A 17,888-nucleotide genomic window follows, 5' to 3' on the forward strand; every position below is an offset into this window, starting at 1 on the left:
CTGGTCTCACGAGTGAGTGACGATGGCGCCGGTCCAGACGGGTTCGTCGAACTCGGGACCCGGCACCACGGACCAGGGACCGTGCCCCATCTTATTCCAGCAACTCCTTTATGCTCTTGGAATGACGTTCGTCGTCTACGTTGACGGGCAGGAGGGCACGACGGGGCTGCGGATTCGCGAAGTGCTCGCGAGCCGGCCCGACGTCGAGCTGCTCCGCATCGACGCCGACAAGCGGAAGGATCCGCACGAGCGCGCGCGGCTGTTGAATGCGGCCGACGTCGCGTTCTTGTGCCTGCCAGATGCCGCGTCGCGGGAAGCCGCCGGCTTGCTCACGAATCCGAAGACGTGCCTCATCGACGCGAGCACCGCGTTCCGGACGGATCCGGGCTGGGCCTTCGGCCTGCCGGAGCTCATGTCCGGGCAGCGCGAGCGCATCCACGCGTCGAAGCGCATCGCGAACCCGGGCTGCCATTCGTCGGCATTCCTGCTGATCGTCAGGCCTCTCGTGGATGCCGGCCTCATCCCGCGCGCGCTGCCGATCTCGGCGACCTCCCTCACCGGCTATTCGGGAGGCGGACGGAAGATGATCGCGCAGTACGAATCAGGAGACGATGCGCGCTTGCGGTCGCCGCGTCCGTATGCGCTGACGCTGGCGCACAAGCACCTGCCGGAGATGCACGTCCATTCCGGCCTCGAGGCCGCGCCGATCTTCCAGCCGGTGGTGGCGAGCTTCTACAAGGGGTTGACGGTGAGCGTGCCGCTGCACCTGTCGCAGCTCGCGCCCGGCGCCACCGCCGAGGCGCTCCACGCCGCGCTCGAGCGGCGCTACGCGAACGAGCGGTTCATCCGCGTGATGCCGCTCAACGACCCGGCGACGCTCGAGGCCGGGTACTTCGACGTGCAGGGGTGCAACGACACCAACCGCGCCGACCTCTTCGTGTTCGGATCGGCATCGCAGGTCGTCCTCATGTCGCGCCTCGACAACCTCGGCAAGGGCGCGGCGGGCGCCGCGGTCCAGTGCATGAACGTACACCTGGGCATCGACGAAAGCCTCGGACTCTAGAGCACCGGCGTTCGCTCAACGGCGATAGAAGTTGATCCCGATCATGATCGCGCCGACCGCTGGGGCGCCTTCAGTGAAAGGCAGCGTCCTGTGCTCGTACTGGATGTCGAGCATGAGGTTGGTGCCGTGCGTGTTCTGGGGCGAGAACTCGTAAGCCGCCAGCTCGACGCCGGCGGCGCCCAAGACGACGAAGCCGCCGCGCGTGCGGGGGAGTGTGACGAGGCCTGCCTCGGTGAGCTCGCTCGTGTCGATGCTGCCGATACCGACCCCGCCGCGTACCCACGTGCGCGGTGACAGCCATCGCTGGATGGCGCCCGTGAGGAAGATGACGCCCGTCAGCGCGACGGGCTCGCGCGATTCGTCCCTCGTCAGCGCGACCTGCGCCAAGGTGTTCGGACCGAGCATCTTGCCCGCTGAGGCGCCGAAGGCCGTCAGCCGAAAGTCGCCGGCGCTCGCCGGCATCGTCGCACCGCCGACCAACAGGCCGTAGTGCCATCCGACACGCTCGTCGGCTCCGGCCATCCACGGGTGCGCGAGAACGCAGGCCGCTACGACGAGCCAGCGACAGAGACGATCGACCCTGGAAGATCTCGCACGACGCATGGTGCCTCCGGCTGCCGCTGTGTAGGAGAGCAATCCGCGTACCCCGCTGGCAGGTACGGGCGTGCTGCACCGCGGTACGTCGATTGCAGCCCGTCGCATCGGAACGCCGTGCGATTCGAACGGCTCGCGATTACCCTGTGCCTCTCCAGCCTGTGCGCTGTCGCGCCCGCGGCCGCGCAGCCGGTGGCGGCGGAGCCGGGTCCAGCCGAGTGGTTCGCTTCAGAACAGGATCTGGCGAGCGGTCTCGACACCGTGACAGCCAGCGGTCGTCGCGTCGTGAGCCTGGAAACGGACTGTCGCGGGTTCGTGCTGGTGACCCAGCAGTCGCCGGAGCCGGCCGCGCGCGACTATCGCATCGTGCGCGCCCGTCCCGACCGTCTGGCCGCTGCGCTCGAGCCGGCAGGCTCGGAAGGTTTCCGGATCGACGGCGGGATTTCGCCGACCGAGACCTGCGACCGCGACACGACGCTGTGGGGAACGCGCCGTCCGAGCGAAGCGCTGCTGCTCATGGTCAGGTCGCCCGGCGCGCCGCCGGTTCGTCATCGGGTCGTCGACGCGTTCGGGAAGTCCGCCGTCGGCATGCCGGAGATCGACGGTTGGGCGCGGCAGGGCTTCCGGCCGGTCGCGATCGTGAGCGGGCGCCTGCTGCTCGAGCACGACCCGCAAGCGGGCGACAGCGCCACGGGAACGTCGCTGCTGATCCGGGGCACGTTCGAGCGCGCAGTCGAAGACGTCCGCCAGATGGCGCGGCTCCGATACCGGATGGTCGCGGCTGGCGCTCGCAAGGGCGAGATGCTGGTCGTCCTCGCGACGTCTGTCCGGAACGAACCTTCGCGAATCGAGCTGCAACTGGCGCCGGATCTGGACCAGTTGATCGCCGCGATCAATCCGCGCACGGCCGACGGCCTCCGTCTCTGGCGCCCGCCGACGATCGCCGAGGGCCGGACCTACGCGTTTCTCGTGTCGTCGCCCGAGCCGGTCGACGCCGTCGAGTACTCCATCGTGGGCCCTGCCGAGGGGCAGGCCGTCGTTCAAGGCGTCGGTCGCCGATCGCTGCTCGGCTTCGCCGGGCAGTCCGATCCCAGAGAGCCGACGGTGTTGGCGATTGTCGAGAGACGGAGGCCCGGCGGCGACGCGGCGGCGTCCGCCGTTCAGCCGAGCGGTCCAGGCAGCGTGCTCTACGCGCGCCTGCTCGACCGCGCACGGCGGGGCGACGAGGTCGTCGTCGCGACAGCCCGCGAATCGCTTCTCGGCGCGCTCGTCGACTTCGATCGTGAGTCGGTCTCCATCGTGAGGCACGGTGCGTACCGCCGGTTCCCCGTGTCGACCGTGACCAAGGTCAGGCATCGAGATCACACCGACCTCTGCGCCGGTCTCGGGACCCTGATCGGGCTCGCGGCCGGCGTAACCGTTGCGGCCGTGGCGACGGCGCACGCGGACACGCCGCTGAAGAAGGAAGGCGCGCTGCTGGCCTGGCTCGCTGCGCCGACCGAGTTCGGTGCTGCGGGCTTCGTCGTGGGCTGGTCGATCGGCAGCGTGTGGCGGGGCGCGACGATCTACGTGGCCTCCACCTCCACGTTGTCGCCGTCGGCGCCCGCAATCTCGCTGGGTCACCATTCGGGCTCGCGGTCAGCACCGGGCGTGGCTGTCCACGGCACGCCGGCGTCCGGCACGGCTATCGGCCTGCAGATCGATCTCAATCGAACCGAGCTGCGCCGTCGCTGAACCTCCTCGACACTCCGCGCCGCGGCGTGGTACTCTCCGCCACCTTTGTCAGCAAGACGGAACGCGTCGCCGGCCACGTCGTGACGTGCGTCCGGGACGAGATGGAGCGTGCCATGTCGTTGTCTGCCTCTCTGTCCGTACGATCGGGTCCTTCCCGCTGGCGTCGCCGGCTGCCGGGTGTCGTGTTCGCAGCCGTGACCGTGGCGCTCGTCGGGGTGGCCGGGCACAGCGTCGGCCGCGCCGCGCGCAGCGACAAGTGGTGGTGGGACAACCTCGGCGGACCTGACAGCTCCAACTTCATGAAGCTGGACCAGATCAACAAGTCGAACGTCGCCCGCCTCGAGGTCGCCTGGTTCTACCCGCACGCGACCACCGTGTTCAACCCGGTCGCCGTCGACGACGTGATCTACACGTACGGGCGGGGCAGCTCGCTGATCGCGCTCGACGCGACGACCGGTAAGGAGATCTGGATTCACGAAGGGCTGCCGGGCATCAACGCGCGCGGCATCAACTACTGGCAGAGCAGCGATGGCAAGGACAAGCGGCTCCTCTTCTCGGTGAACAGCTTTCTCCAGGCGATCGACGCGAAGACCGGGAAGTCCATCCTCACCTTCGGCAACAACGGCATCGTCGATCTCCGCGAGGGGTTGCTGCGAGCCGAGGGGACCGGCATCAACGTGCAGTCGGGCAGTCCCGGCAAGGTGTGGCGCAACCTGTTGATCCTCGGATCCGCGCCGGGAGAAGGGTTCATCTCGCCGCCCGGCGACATCCGGGCCTACGACGTCGTCACGGGCCGCAAGGTCTGGCAGTTCCACACGGTGCCGCAGCCGGGTGAGTTCGGCTACGAGACCTGGCCGAAGGACGCGTACAAGTACGTCGGCGGATCGAACAACTGGGGCTCGATGTCGGTGGACGACGAGCGGGGCATCGTCTACATCCCGACCGGCTCGGCGACGTACGATTTCTACGGTGCCGATCGCCACGGCGCCAACCTCTTCTCGAACTGCCTGCTCGCGCTCGACACGCGGACCGGCCGCCGGCTGTGGCACTTCCAGACGATTCACCACGACATCTGGGATCTCGACAACGTCTCGGCGCCGCAGCTCGTCACGATCCGCAACAACGGCCGGCGCGTGGACGTCGTCGCGCTCGCGGGCAAGACGGGGTTTCTGTACGTCTTCGATCGCGTGACCGGCCAGCCGATCTGGCCGATCGAGGAGCGGCCGGTGCCCCAGACCGACGTGCCGGGCGAGATGACCTGGCCGACCCAGCCCTACGTGACGAAGCCCGCGCCGTTCGCGCGTCAGACCTTCACGGTCGACGACGTGAACCCCTGGCTGCTCACGCCGCAGGCGTACGAGGAGATCAAGGCGCGCGTGGCCAAGGCCCATGTCGGTCCCGGTCCGCAGGGCGGTCTCTTCATCCCGACCCGCGTCGGCGAGGACTCGATCTCCATGCCCGGCAACATGGGCGGATCGAACTGGGGCACGACCGCCGCGAATCCGGAGAAGGGGCTCGTGTTCGTGCTGAACATGGAGGCGGTCTCGATCCTCAGGCTGGAGGACGTGAAGACGCGCGGTGTCGCGCTCAGCGGCAACGCCGCGAACCAGGGCGCCGTGCCGCAGGGACGTGCCGTCTACATGCAGAACTGCCAGGTGTGTCACGGCGCGAACCTGCAGGGGGCCGTGCCGGGCGCGCCGTCGCTCGTCGGCGTCACGTCGCGCCTGAGCGACGACGCGATCCGCGCCGTCGTGACCGGGGGCCGCGGGCTGATGCGGCCGGTGTCGGACGTCACCGCGGACCAGCTCACGCAGGTGATCGCGTACCTCGCGAGCACGAACCCGATGGGCCGAGGCATCGGCGCGGCCAGCGCCGCGCCGGGTTTCCCGCCCGGACCGATCGTCGCCCGCGGCGGCGCCCCGCAGCCGCCGCTGCCCGCTCGCGGCGTCGGGCCGTTCTTTCCGGGCGTCGGCGGCAACGCCGGCAACCTGCCGTATCCAGACGAGGTGAGAGACATCGTGCCGCAGGATCGCTACATGAGCGAGTACGCGGTCATGTCGGCCGCGACGAAGCCGCCGTACACGACCCTGACGGCCTACGACCTCAACACCGGCGAGATCAAGTGGCAGGTGCCGACCGGCGATCATCCGCCGACGATCGCCGCCGGCGGTCCGCGCAACACCGGCGGGCTCGCGCTGCGCACCGGCATCATGCCGACGAAGGCCGGCATCGTGTTCGAGGCGGGCGGCGACGGCAAGCTCCGCGCCTACGACGAGGACACCGGCAAGATTCTGTGGATGGGCGACTTCGCGGGACAGTCGCGCGGCGTGCCCGTCATGTACGAGTCCAAGGGGCGGCAGTACCTGGTGATCGCGGCGGTCGCGGGCGGCGCGCCGGCGGCGCCGGGCCAGCCGGCCGTGCAGGAGCTGCCGCCCGGCACGCCCATCGGCCACATCGCGTGGGCGTTGCCGAGGCGGTGAGCGCTACTTCAAGAACATCTCGTACGCCGCGTTCTCCCGCTCGCGCTGGTATCGGTAGCCGAGATCGTCGAGGAAGCGCTCGAAGCGCGGCGTGTCGTCCGGCGGGACCTCGAATCCCGCCAGCACGCGGCCGAAGTCCGCGCCGTGATTGCGATAGTGGAAGAGGCTGATGTTCCAGCGGCCGCTCAGCCGATCGAGGAACGTCATGAGCGCGCCGGGCCGCTCGGGAAACTCGAAGCGGCAGAGCTGCTCGTTCGCGACCTCGGCGCTGCGGCCGCCCACCATGTGCCGCACGTGCAGCTTCGCCAGCTCGTTGTCGGTGAGCACGACGGTCTGATAGCCGGCGCGCGTGAGCGTCTCGGCGACGGCGTCGGCATCCTGGCGCGACGAGGTGGCGACGCCGACGAAGATGTGCGCCGCCGTCCGCCCGCTGAGCCGGTAGTTGAACTCCGTCACGATTCGGCGGCCGATCGCGGCGCAGAACTCGCGAAACGCGCCGGGCCGCTCGGGGATCGTGACGCCGAACAGCGCCTCGCGCGCTTCGCCGAGCTCGGCGCGCTCCGCGACGAACCGCAGCCGGTCGAAGTTCATGTTGGCGCCGCTCAGCACCGCGAGCAGGGCGCCGTCGGCGCGTCCGTCTTCCGCGAGCCAGCGGCGCAGGCCCGCGACAGCCAGCGCACCGGCCGGCTCGAGGATCGATCGCGTGTCGTCGAACACGTCCTTGATCGCGCCGCAGATTTCGTCGTTCGTGACGCGCACGACCTCGTCCACCGTCTGGCGGGCGAGCGCGAACGTCAGCGCGCCGACCTCGCGCACCGCCACGCCGTCGGCGAAGATCCCGACGCGATCGAGCGCCACGCGGCGGCCCTCCTGTAGCGATCGGTACATGGCGTCGGCCTCGAACGGCTCGACGCCGATCACGCGGATGGCCGGCTGCAGCGCCTTGATGTAGCTGCCGATGCCCGCGATGAGCCCACCGCCGCCGATCGGGACGAACACGGCCGCGACGTCGCCGAGGCGATGACGCAGGATCTCGCTCGCGATCGTGCCCTGGCCGGCGACGACGAGCGGGTCGTCGAAGGGCGGAACGAAGACGCGGCCGGTCTCGGCGGCGAGCACGTCGCAGCGCTCTCGGGCGTCCGAGTAGCTGTCGCCGGCGAGCACCACCTCCGCGCCGAGGTCGCGGACCGCGTCGATCTTGATGTCGGGCGTCGTCTGCGGCATCACGATGACGGCGCTGAGACCGAGATGGCGGGCCGCGTACGCGACACCCTGCGCGTGGTTGCCGGCGCTCGCGGTGATGACGCCGCGCGCGCGCTCGGCGGCCGTGAGATGGGCGATGCGGTTGTAGGCGCCGCGCAGCTTGAAGCTGAACGTGCGCTGGAGGTCCTCGCGCTTGAGGCGGATCTCGCGGCCCAGCCGGTGCGACAGCCGCGGCGCCGGTTCGAGCGGCGTCTCGACGGCGACGTCGTACACGCGGCTCGTGAGGATGAGCCGCAGCATGGCGCTCAGGGAATCTGGCCGTTCTTCATCCACGTCGGGACACCCAAGGGTTTGCCGTGAGGAACGCGCCCGAGTTGGCCAGGCCGGGCGACTCGAGCGTGGTTTCCGGCTCTCCGAAGACGAGCCGGTCGACGAGCTCGACGCCCTGCATGAAGCTGTGGTCCTGGTTCGCCACCTCGTACTTCCAGGCGCCGAAGCGCCCGCGGCTGAACACCCGCTGCGCCTCCAGCGCCGGCCCGATGGCGCGCAGGACGTCGTCGCGGCCGAGGAACGGCGTGGGATAGCCATGCTCCTCGCGGCGATGCCATCGGCTGACGACCTGCGCGCCTTCAGGAATGAGCCGGTCGTGGCGCATCGCGGCGACGGTGTCGTCGACGAGCGACGCGAGGGCGACCGGCCTGGCCGGGGATTCACACACCTCGGCCATGAGCGACCAGTAGTCGGGCCCGTCCGGCACGTGATTGGGCGAGTAGTTCGAGAACACCGTCACGCGGTAGTACGGGCTGTTGGGCTCTGGAAAGTACATCCAGCACTTGCGGGCGAGCGTCTCTGGCCGTGGACCTCGCAGACCGATGCCGATCACGTGCACCGCGCTGTGGCGAAGCTGCGCGGCCGCGCGCCGGACGTCCGCATCGATCGGCGTCGCGATCGCGCAGCACCGATCGAGCGGCATCGTCGTCACGATCGTGTCGTAGCGGAGCGTGTCGCCGCCGTGGAGCTTCACCGTGCGAGCGTGCGTGTCGATGGCCGCCACGTCGGCGCCGTACCGGAGCCGCTCGCGTGGGAGCAGGCGCGCCATGCCGGTCCACATCGCGCCGGTGCCGCCGAATCGCGGAAAGCGGAACGTCCTGTTCGGACCCCAAGACACGTCGTCTTTGCCGGCGGCGACCTGCTCCCTGATGCGCGTGAGATCGGGAACCGCGACGCGCTCGCCCATCCAGCCGGTGTCCATTTCCTCGAGCGGATAGCCCCACACCTTGAAGTTGTAGGGGCGCATGAAGAGATCCGCCAGTCCCGGGCCGAACGTGCGATCGATCCACTCGCCGAAGTTGGCCGCTTTCGAAGTCTGTGTCCTCGCGTGGGCCTGCTCCAGCCCGGCGAGCGCGCGATCGCGGTCGGCCGCGTCGAGCCGGTGCAGGTTGTTCTGAAACGGGTACGGGACGAACCGGCCGCGAATCCACACCCATGACTCGCGTTCGTGCGTCAGCCACTGACCGCCGACGGCGCGGTCCACCGCCTCGTCGTAGTACGCGTAGTGGCTGAACTGTACGTGGCCGCCGATGTCCCACGTGAAGCCCTGCGGATCGACGACGCTCGCCGCGAGCCCGCCGGGGCCGGCGGCGCGGTCGAGCACGACGAAGTCGTCGTGCCCGAGCTCGACGAGCCGATGCGCCGCGCCCAGCCCGGTGGGGCCGGCGCCGACGATGAGCACGCGGCCGGGGTCGGCGCGCGGCGTCGTCATCGCGATCGTCCGCGCCGGCGATCGGCCAGCGCGGCGGCGACCGTCTCGCGCGCGGCGCGCGTGCCGAGCTTCAGCGTCTTGATGCCGACGATCGTCGTCTCTCCGAGACGCCGCGCGACGGCCGGCACCGGCACCTCGACGAACCGCACCCGATCGCGCGCGACCAGGCCCGAGAGCACGACGTTCGGCGCGAAGGTCTCCGGCGGAATGCGCGGCAGGAGCCGCTCGAGCACGGCGCGCCGGATCAGGCGGAAGGGCACGTTCACGTCCGTCGGACCGCGGCCGAAGAGCAGACGCACGCACCACGACGCCCCAGCGGTGAGCAGGCGCCGCGCCGGTCCGGAGGGCCGGCCGGTGCGGATGCCGAACACGGCGTCGGCGTCCTGGCGGGCGCGCCACAACGGCTCGAACGCCGACGCAGGGATCTCGTCGTCGCTATCGGTCTGAAAGACCCACTCGCCCTGCGCTTCGTGGTAGCCGCGCAGGACCGTCGGCCCGTGTCCCTGATTGCGCTGGTGCGTGACGCGCACGGCGGGGTGGCGGAGCGCGATGGCGTCGAGCCGGGATCCCGTGCCGTCCTTCGACCCGTCGTCGTAGAGCAGGAGCTCGTAGCGGAGGTGAAGGCGATCGAGCGACGCGACCCACGAGTCCACGACGGCGTCGATGCCGAGCTCCTCGTTGTAGACGGGCATCACGATCGACAGATCGCAGGCAGAGCGCAAGCGGCGAGAGTATATCTGCGCCGCCGGGCTATCGACTATCATCGCCTGACCGCGTGGATCGTCTGAAGCCTCTCCTCGTCGCGCTGGCGCTCATCGTGTGTCTCGTCGCGCCGTCGCCGCCGAGCATCCCGGGCGACGGCGGCGAGTACGTCGTGCTCGCGCTCAACTTCGCCGAGCTGAAGGGGCCGTCGATCGCCGCCGGGGACCTGCCCGGCTACATGCAGGAGCTCGCGAAGATCCGCCCGGACATCGTGTCGTTCGATCCGAGCCCGTTCATGCGCCGCGCGCGCGGATCGCTCGACTACCTGCACTTCTGGTTCTACTCGCTCTTGGCCGTGCCGGGTGTCTGGCTGACACGGCTCGTCGGCGCGTCGCCCGTGTACGGGTTCGCCCTGCTCAACGCCGCGCTCCTGCTGGGGGCGCTCGCGGTGGCCCTGCCGCGGCTGGGCACGCCCGTGTCGGTGCTGCTGTTCGCGAGCCCGATCGTCTGGTGGATCGACAAGCCCCACACCGAGCCCTACACGTTCGCGATGTTGACGATCGCGATGGTGCTCTTCGAGGAACGGCCGTGGTGGGCCGTCCTCGCCGCCGGCGCCGCAGCGGTGCAGAACCCGGTCGCGTACGCGTTTCTCGGGCTCACGCTGGCGGGCGGCGTGCTGCAGGGGCGTCGCGTGTTCCTCGATCGCCGCTGGATCGCGGCGGCGCTCGCGGCGATCGCGCTCGCGTCGGTGCACGTGATCTACTTCTGGACGCGATACCGCACGCCGTTTCCTCTCGTCGACACGACGCAGCCCGGCATGCCCGACATGGCCGAGACGCTCGTGCCGCTGCTCGATCCGAACCTCGGCCTGTTGCCGAACTTCCCGGCGCTGGCGATCGCCGTTGCGGCCGCGGCCGCCCTGCTGGCCTGGCGCCGGCCGCGCGCGCTCGTTCAGCCGGACGTGCTGGTCGCCGGCGCCGCCGCCGTCGTCTTCCTGCTGGGATTCGCGCGCAACGTGAACTACCACCACGGCGGCACGCCGAGCGTCAGCCGCTACGGCCTGTGGTTGATACCGCTGACGATCCCGCTGGTCGGCGGCGCGGCGCGGATCGGCGGCGCGTGGTGGCGCCGGAGTTCGTGGGGGCTGGCGGTGACCTCGGCCGTCGTGTCGATCTACGCCTTCCATCCCGTTGTCGTGCAGAACAGCCGGGAGCCGACCTGGGCGGCCGACTATCTGTGGACGAAGCACCCACTCTGGAACGACCCGTTGCCACAGACGTTCGTCGAATCCCAGCAGAAGACCGAGGACCTGAACGTGCCGGTGGCGACGTCCGGGTGCGAGAAGATCCTGATCAACGGCCGGCGCAAGATGAACATCTGGCCCATGCCGTGCTACCCGGAGCCGCTGCCCGATTGGTGCGTGAGCAACCTCTGCTACGCCAACCTCGTGAACGGAAAGTACGTGTTCAGCCATGCGCCGGGACGGGATCGCGGCCCCGGCAACCCGCTCGAGCACACGGCCTGGCCGCCCGCGGCTGAACCGAGGGTTCGCGAGTTCTACAACCGCATGTCCTGGTGGACGCTTCGCGCTGGCCTCGAGCTGGCCCCGATGGTGCGGCAGGTGGTCGGCGCGAGCGTCGAGTCGCTGCAGGGACCGTCCGGCACGATCCTCGTGCTCCAGGAAATCAAGTCCGACGCGGTCGTCGTCCTGCGCCCGCCCGGGCCTTACATCGCCACGGTGGTGGACCCGATCGGCGCGAACGGGGAAACCGTGCTGTCGTTCGACGGGCCGGCGTTCGAGCGATGGGAGATCCGTGTGCCGGCCGGCGACGTCATGCTCGTGGGGCTCGTGCCGCAGAAACCTTCGGCCGGCTGATCGGCGGGGCACGACGAGCGCGTCGCGTCGCTCACGATCGCAGCCACGTGTACATCGTTGTGCCTGCCGCGATGGCCAGCGGCAGCGCCGCGCCGGCAGCCGGGACGCCGACGGCCGTCATCGCCGGCGCCAGAGCGACGATGAGCGCCGGCACGAGGATCCAGAGGGCGAACACCATCATCGCCGGCAGGACGACGAGGTTCAGCGCGCGCTCCAGAGCAAGCCAGCCGGCGCGCTGGCGGGTCGTCGAGATCCGCCGCGCGACCTCATCGACGAACCCGTCATCGTCGAGCTGGACCTCCTCCTGCGCGAGCCGTCGCCTGAGCTGACGCTCGAGCTCGTCGGTCACGACTCCGCTCCTTTCAGGATCGGTGAGGCGAAGAGCTGTCGCAGCCGGCCCATCCCGCGCGTCATGTGCGACTTCACCGTGCCGAGCGGCAGGCCAGTGGCTTCCGCGATTTCAGTCTGGCTCAAGCCTTCACTGTAAGCCAGCACGAGGCAGAGCCGTTCGGCAGGCCGAAGGCGGGCGAGGGCCTCGTGAACTTCGAGGTGCTGGCCGATCGGCGGCGCGGAGCTGTCGGCCGGTAGGTCGTGGTCGTCGAGGGCTTCGATCGCCACCTGTTTGCGGCGGGCGTGCTGCAACCAGACCGACACCGCGATCCGGCGCAACCACGGGCCGAAGGCCGCGGCTTCCCGCAACTGGCGCAACGACTGCCAGGCTCGCACGAACGCATCCTGCGCGAGATCGTCGCCGAGCGCCGGCTCGCCGCAGAGCCGCCGGAGCAGCATCCGGACCTGCGCCTGCCGCCGCCGCACCAGCTCGCCGAAGGCGCGATCGTCGCCCTCACGAGCGAGCATCACGAGCGCCGCCTCCGTGCTCGCCGAACGTGCTCCATCGGTCACGTCAGAGACGAGGAGCGTCGGTGTCCGCGGCCTGCCGCGGGCGGACGACGTGCGCCACGATCAGCAGAGCCAGGCCCATCAGCAGCAGCATCGATCCGACCCCGACGAGCGGCAGCAGCGCGTCGCGCGATCCGCCCAGGTAGATGAAGACGCCCATGAGCGGCAGACCCAGGCCGATCGCCACGAGGACGGCGCCGCCGGCCAGCAGGTCCGTTTTGCTCTTGCGCGCCGGCGTGCGCAGCATCTTCTCGATCAGCGCGCTGTCGATCGGGTAGTTCTTCTCGATGGCCAGGCGAACCGTCTGCTGCGCCTCACGGCGCGCGGCGATTTCCCGCCAGACGTTGGCGACGATCACGAGGGCCAGGAACAGCCACAGCATGCCTCCGGCGAACAGCGATTCCCCCATACGACCTCCTGTGAGAAGAGATGCGGCGAGCGAGCCGATCGGATGCAGGAGTCTCGCTGAGCGCCTGCGGCGCTGCTACTTGCTGCCGAGCGCGTAGATGTCGTTGAGGATGCCTGCGGCCGTGACCGCCGCGCCGGCGCCCGGGCCGCTGACGACGAGCGGCTCGGTGCGGTAGCGCCGCGTCGTGAAGGCCACGAGATTGCGCGTGCCCTGCAGCGCGCCGATCGGGCTGTCCTTCGCGACGGCCACGAGCCTCGCGGACACGCTCCGCGGCGTCGCCGCGACGACGTAGCGCAGCACCCGTCCGCGCGCGGCTTCCTGCTCGGTACGCGTCCGCCACTCGTCGTCGACCGAGGGCAGTTGCCTCATGAACTCTGGGAGCGGCAGTTTCGCGAGCGCGCGCGGGACGAGATCGTCCGGCATCGGCGCCGGGCCGCGATAGCCCATGAGGCGCGCCAGGATCAGCACCTTGCGCGCCGCATCGCGTCCGTTCAGATCGTCGCGCGGATCCGGCTCCGCATAGCCTCGTTCGACCGCCAGGCGGACGGCCTCCGAGAACGGCATGCCCGACGACACGGCCGAGACGACGAACATGAGCGTGCCGCTGACCGCGCCCTCGATGCGGAGCACGCGGTCGCCGGTTTCGGCGAGCTTGGCGTAGGTGTCGATGATCGGCAGCCCGGCGCCGACCGTCGCTTCGTACTTGATCCGCCGGCCGCCTCGTGCGGCCGCGGTCATCAGGGCGGCGTAGGACTCCCACGTGCCGGCCACGGGCTTCTTGTTCGCGAGGACGACGTCGAACCCCTGACCGAACGCGGCGGTCAGCAGCGGGCCATTCTCCTCGCTGGTGACGTCGACGACGACCGGGTGTGACACCGCGTGGCTGGCGATGTGCGCCAGCGCCTCCGGGGCCCTGGCCTCGACGCCGCCGAGCGCCGACACGAGCGCGCCGCGATCCTTCTCGCGCGCCAGCTCGAGCAGGCGCCGCGCGGAGAAGCCCTTGGGTTCGAACAGGTATCCGGAGCGGTCGAGCACGCCGACCACGCGCACGGGCGGCGCGTCGGCGCTCGCGCCGGCGATCTGGTCGGCCAGCGCGCGCCCCACGCGCCCGAAGCCGAGGAGGACGACATCCACGTAGGGAATCGTGATGGGCCGGCCGCCGCCGATCTTCGACAACTGAAACGCGGCGTGCACGCGGCGCACCGCTTCGGCGACCTCGGCGTCGTTGACGACGAACGAGATGTTCCGCTCGGACGATCCCTGCGCAATTGCGATGACGTTCACGCCCGCCGAGGCGAGCGCCGAGAACACCCGGGCGGCGACGCCGGGCGTCCCCACCATGCCGTCTCCGACGACCGCGACGACCGCCATGCCGGGACGCGAGGTCACCTGATCGATGAGCCCGCTCGCCAGCTCTCCCTGGAACGCGCGCCGGACGGCGGACACCGCGCGGTCGGCTTCGCCTGCCGGAAGCGTGAACCCGATCGAGCTCTCCGACGAGGCCTGGAAGATCGTCGACACCGAGAGGCGTTCCGCGTCCACGGCGACGAACGTCCGTGCCGCGATGCCGTGCACGCCCGCCATGCCCTTGCCGGCCACGGTGACGACCGCCTGGCCGCGGACGATCGCGATCGCCTTCACCGGGTGCGTCAGATCGGAGCGCCGCGCCGACACCTCGGTGCCGGGGTTCTCGGGCGTGAGAAACGACCGCACGCGCAGGACGATCCGGCTGCCCGCGATCGGGATGAGCGCGCGCGGGTGCAGGACCTTCGCGCCGTAGTGCGCGACCTCCGCGGCCTCGCGGTGATGGAGCTGCGGGATCAGGCGTGCGTCCGGCACGAGCCTGGGATCCGCGGTGAGGATGCCGGGCACGTCCTTCCACAGGACGGCTTCGGTCGCCCCGAGCGCGTTGGCCACGAGCGTCGCGGTGAGATCCGATCCGCCGCGCCCGAGCGTCGTCACGCTGCCGTCCGGCGCCGCGCCGATGAAGCCCGGCACCACGGGCGTGACGCCGACGGCGACGAGCGGCCGCAGCACGCGGCGCGCGAGGCGTCTCGTCTCGGTCAGATGCGGTGCCGCGCCGCCGTGCTGTCCGTCCGTGCGGATGAGCTCGGCCGCGTCGACGATCCGCGCGTCGTGCCCGCCCGCCTTCAGGGCCGCCGCGAGGATGGCGGCCGACATCCGCTCGCCGCGGGAGACCAGCCGATCGCTCGCCCTCGGCTCGACGACGCCGAGCACGCCGATGGCCGTGCAGAGGTCCCGGTACTCGCGCGCCGAGGCGTCGAGGTCGGCGAGCAGCGCGCGCCGCGCCGCGCCGGCCGGCACGAGATCGTGGACGAGCGTCCGGTGCCGCCGCAGGAACTCGGCGGCGAGGCGCGCCGCCAGCTTGGGCCGCCCGTCGACCGCGTGGCCGGCGCCCTCGAGCAGCAGGTCCGTCACGCCGCCGAGCGCCGACGCGACGACGACGAGCGGGCCGTGGTGCGCCGAGACGAGCGACACCGCGCGGCGGATGCCGTCGGCGTCCGCAAGCGACGCGCCACCGAACTTCCAGACCTGCAGGGGCGCGCGTTTCGTCCGCGCCGTCATGATCGCGCGGCGGCCGCCGCGCCCGTCAGCATGTCGACGGCGTGCCGCACGCGGTCGTAGTCGTTCGGCAGCTCGAGCGGCGGGTTGGCGAAGCGCCCGGGCGGCAGGCCCGTGTGGTACTCCACCTTGAAGTCGGTGAACTTCAGCCCGTTCGCCGTCGAGATCACGATGACCCGATCGGTCGACTTCACCTCGCCGCGTGCGAGCAGCTTCTCGAGCGCAGCGAGCGCCACGCCGGTGTGCGGGCAGTTGAACAGGCCGGTGAGGTCCCCGCGCGCCGCCGCGTCGGCCAGCTCCGTCTCGCTCGCCTGCTCGACGATGCCGTCGTACCGGCGGAGCGTGCGGATCGCCTTGCGGATCGAGACCGGGTTGCCGATGCGGATCGCCGAGGCCATCGTCGGCGCGGCGACGATCGGCGTGAACTCCCAGTTGTTCTTGTACGCCAGGTAGAGCGGGTTGGCCGCCTCCGCCTGTGCCACCACGATCCGCGGCCGCTTCGTCGTCACGCCGAGATCGATCAGCATGTCGAAGCCGGCGCCGAGCGCGCTGACGTTGCCGAGGTTGCCGCCGGGGATGACGATCAGGTCCGGCACCTGCCAGTCGAACTGCTGGACGATCTCGAACGACAGCGTCTTCTGGCCTTCGAGCCGCAGGCTGTTCATCGAGTTGGCGAGGTAGACGCCTTCCTCCTCGGCCAGCCGCGTGACGATCTTCATGCAGCCGTCGAAGTCGGTGTCGAGCGCGAGCACCTTGGCGCCGTTGGCGATCGGCTGGACGAGCTGCGCCGGCGTCACGAGGCCGCGCGGCAGGATCACGATCGCCGGGATGCCGGCCGCCGCCGCGTACGCGGCGAGCGAGGCGGACGTGTCGCCGGTCGACGCGCACGCCACCGCGCGGATGCCGGCGCCGTCCGCCATCATCTGCTTGACGACCGAGGCCAGCACCGTCATGCCGAGATCCTTGAAGGATCCGGTGTGCGAGTTGCCGCACATCTTGACCCACAGATCGTCGAGCCCGTACTGCTCGCCGAGCCGCTCCGCCCAGAAGAGGTTCGTCCCGCCCTCGTCCATCGACACGACGTTGTCGTCGCGCAACTCCGGACAGACCCATTCCTTCTTGCCCCAGACGCCCGAGCCGTAGGGCCAGGAGGTGCGCTTGTAGCGATCGTCGAAGAGCCGCATCCACGTCGCCGGCGAGCGATCGCGGAGCGCCGCGAGGTCGTGCTCGACCTGCAGCAGATCGCCGCAGGTCGGGCAGTGATAGATCGGCCGCCAGATGGAGTACTCGCCCGGGCACCCGGCCGAGCAGCGGAAGACGGCGCGATAGCTGCTCACGACGGTACTCCCGGCGCGGTCGTCGTCGTGCCGACCGCGGCCTCGAAGTCGGCCAGCGAGCGGCCGATGTGAATGGGCGCGACGCCCTTGCCCTGCAGGATCTCCACGGTCTTGTAGCCGTTGCCGGTGATGCAGATGACGATCGACTCGTCGCGCGGAATCGCGCCGCGCTCGATGAGCTGCTTGGTGGCCGCCACCGTCACGCCGCCGGCGCCCTCCGTGAAGATCCCCTCGGTTTCCGCGAGGAGCTGGATGCCGCGGATGATGTCGTCTTCCTCGACCTTCGCGCCCGATCCGCCCGTCGAGCGCACGGCGCGCACCACCTGGAAGCCGTCGGCAGGGTTGCCGATCGCGATCGACTTCGCGAGCGTCTTCGGCTTCACCGGATCGGGGAACTCGAGGCCGTCGGCGAGCGCGTTGACGACCGGTGCACAGCCGGCGGCTTGCGCGGCGTGGATCGCCGGCAGCGGGCCGTCCACGAGCCCCATCTGCACGAACTCGTCGAAGCCCTTGAGGATGCGCGGCAGCAGCGTGCCGCCCGCCACCGGCGAGACCACGTGCTTCGGCAGACGCCAGCCGAGCTGCTCGGCGATCTCGAATCCGTACGTCTTGGCGCCTTCGGCGTAGTACGCCCGGAGGTTGATGTTCGCGAAGCCCCAGCCGTACTGATCCGCCACCTGCGTGCACAGCCGGTTCACGTCGTCGTAGTTGCCGCGCACCGCGATGAGCCTCGGCCGGTAGACGCTGGCGCCGGTGATCTTGCCGATCTCGAGATCGTCGGGGATGAACACCGAGCACTCGAGCCCGAGCCGTGCGGCGTGCGAGGCGACGCTGCCGGCGAGATTGCCCGTGGACGCGCAGGCGAACGTGGTGAAGCCGAGCTCGACGGCGCGCGTCGCCGCCACCGAGACGACCCGGTCCTTGTAGGAGCAGGTCGGGTGGTTCACCGAGTCGTCCTTGACGTACAGCTCACGCACGCCGAGCCGGGCCGCGAGCCGATCCGCCTTGACGAGCGGCGTGCAGCCCGAGTGCAGCCCGGTGCGCGGTGCTCCCTCGATCGGGAGCAGCTCGCGATAGCGCCAGAGGTTCTTCTCCCGCGACGCGACGATCTCCCGCGTGATGCTGCCCTTGATCGCCGCGTAGTCGAAGGCGATTTCCAGCGGGCCGAGACAGCCGCTGCAGACCCAGAGCGGACCCGCAGGGTACTCGGTGTGGCAGAGATGACAACGAAGGCGGAACGTCATG

The 17,888-nt window shown here is 70.3% G+C and carries 14 protein-coding genes; 4 read left to right on the forward strand and 10 right to left on the reverse strand.

Annotated features, from left to right (window positions below):
* Positions 1-121: 121 nt before the first annotated feature.
* A complete protein-coding gene (gene argC, locus IT184_17735) occupies positions 122-1,063 on the forward strand; it encodes an N-acetyl-gamma-glutamyl-phosphate reductase (GenBank protein ID MCC7010656.1) in 942 nt (313 codons plus the stop codon).
* A 15-nt stretch (positions 1,064-1,078) separates the two neighbouring features.
* Here argC and IT184_17740 read toward each other — a convergent pair whose 3' ends face one another.
* Complete coding sequence (locus IT184_17740) at positions 1,079-1,585, reverse strand: hypothetical protein (GenBank protein ID MCC7010657.1); 507 nt, start codon at positions 1,583-1,585, stop codon at positions 1,079-1,081.
* A gap of 189 nt (positions 1,586-1,774) precedes the next feature.
* On the opposite strand from IT184_17740, the gene IT184_17745 reads away from it, so the two are divergent.
* Positions 1,775-3,391: a hypothetical protein gene (locus tag IT184_17745; protein ID MCC7010658.1), complete on the forward strand. Its 1,617-nt coding sequence runs from the start codon at positions 1,775-1,777 to the stop codon at positions 3,389-3,391.
* 194 nt (positions 3,392-3,585) lie between these two features.
* Positions 3,586-5,871: a PQQ-binding-like beta-propeller repeat protein gene (locus tag IT184_17750; GenBank protein MCC7010659.1), complete on the forward strand. Its 2,286-nt coding sequence runs from the start codon at positions 3,586-3,588 to the stop codon at positions 5,869-5,871.
* Positions 5,872-5,874: 3 nt separating this feature from the next.
* On the opposite strand, the gene ilvA is transcribed toward IT184_17750, so the two are convergent.
* Genes ilvA through IT184_17765 form a run of 3 tightly spaced genes read right to left on the reverse strand, consistent with a single transcriptional unit; the run spans position 5,875 to position 9,558 of the window.
* Positions 5,875-7,383 carry a threonine ammonia-lyase, biosynthetic gene (gene ilvA, locus IT184_17755; GenBank protein ID MCC7010660.1) on the reverse strand — a complete coding sequence of 503 codons (1,509 nt, stop codon included), beginning with the start codon at positions 7,381-7,383 and terminating at the stop codon, positions 5,875-5,877.
* 16 nt (positions 7,384-7,399) lie between these two features.
* Complete coding sequence (locus IT184_17760) at positions 7,400-8,836, reverse strand: FAD-dependent oxidoreductase (GenBank protein ID MCC7010661.1); 1,437 nt, start codon at positions 8,834-8,836, stop codon at positions 7,400-7,402.
* On the reverse strand, positions 8,833-9,558 hold the full coding sequence (locus IT184_17765) for a glycosyltransferase family 2 protein (protein MCC7010662.1): 726 nt from the start codon (positions 9,556-9,558) through the stop codon (positions 8,833-8,835). Before IT184_17765 ends, IT184_17760 begins: the two co-directional genes overlap by 4 nt.
* Positions 9,559-9,611: 53 nt before the next feature.
* On the opposite strand from IT184_17765, the gene IT184_17770 reads away from it, so the two are divergent.
* On the forward strand, positions 9,612-11,414 hold the full coding sequence (locus tag IT184_17770; protein MCC7010663.1) for a hypothetical protein: 1,803 nt from the start codon (positions 9,612-9,614) through the stop codon (positions 11,412-11,414).
* Between the two features lie 31 nt (positions 11,415-11,445).
* Here IT184_17770 and IT184_17775 read toward each other — a convergent pair whose 3' ends face one another.
* The 6 genes from IT184_17775 to IT184_17800 form a co-directional block, all read right to left on the reverse strand.
* Complete coding sequence (locus IT184_17775; GenBank protein ID MCC7010664.1) at positions 11,446-11,763, reverse strand: hypothetical protein; 318 nt, start codon at positions 11,761-11,763, stop codon at positions 11,446-11,448.
* Positions 11,760-12,317, reverse strand: coding sequence for an RNA polymerase sigma factor (locus tag IT184_17780; GenBank protein ID MCC7010665.1), 558 nt, complete (start codon positions 12,315-12,317; stop codon positions 11,760-11,762). The genes IT184_17775 and IT184_17780 overlap by 4 nt, the downstream gene beginning before the upstream one ends.
* 1 nt (position 12,318) lies before the next feature.
* The gene (locus tag IT184_17785) at positions 12,319-12,723 is read right to left on the reverse strand and encodes a hypothetical protein (GenBank protein ID MCC7010666.1); all 405 of its coding nucleotides are present in this window, start codon (positions 12,721-12,723) and stop codon (positions 12,319-12,321) included.
* A 75-nt stretch (positions 12,724-12,798) separates the two neighbouring features.
* Positions 12,799-15,309, reverse strand: a complete 2,511-nt coding sequence (locus tag IT184_17790) for an aspartate kinase (protein ID MCC7010667.1) — start codon at positions 15,307-15,309, stop codon at positions 12,799-12,801.
* The gene (gene thrC / locus IT184_17795) at positions 15,306-16,643 is read right to left on the reverse strand and encodes a threonine synthase (protein ID MCC7010668.1); all 1,338 of its coding nucleotides are present in this window, start codon (positions 16,641-16,643) and stop codon (positions 15,306-15,308) included. Before thrC ends, IT184_17790 begins: the two co-directional genes overlap by 4 nt.
* Complete coding sequence (locus IT184_17800) at positions 16,640-17,887, reverse strand: threonine synthase (GenBank protein ID MCC7010669.1); 1,248 nt, start codon at positions 17,885-17,887, stop codon at positions 16,640-16,642. Before IT184_17800 ends, thrC begins: the two co-directional genes overlap by 4 nt.
* Position 17,888: the final 1 nt, after the last annotated feature.

This window comes from Acidobacteriota bacterium (genome assembly GCA_020853395.1).
Taxonomy (GTDB): domain Bacteria; phylum Acidobacteriota; class Vicinamibacteria; order Vicinamibacterales; family SCN-69-37; genus JADYYY01.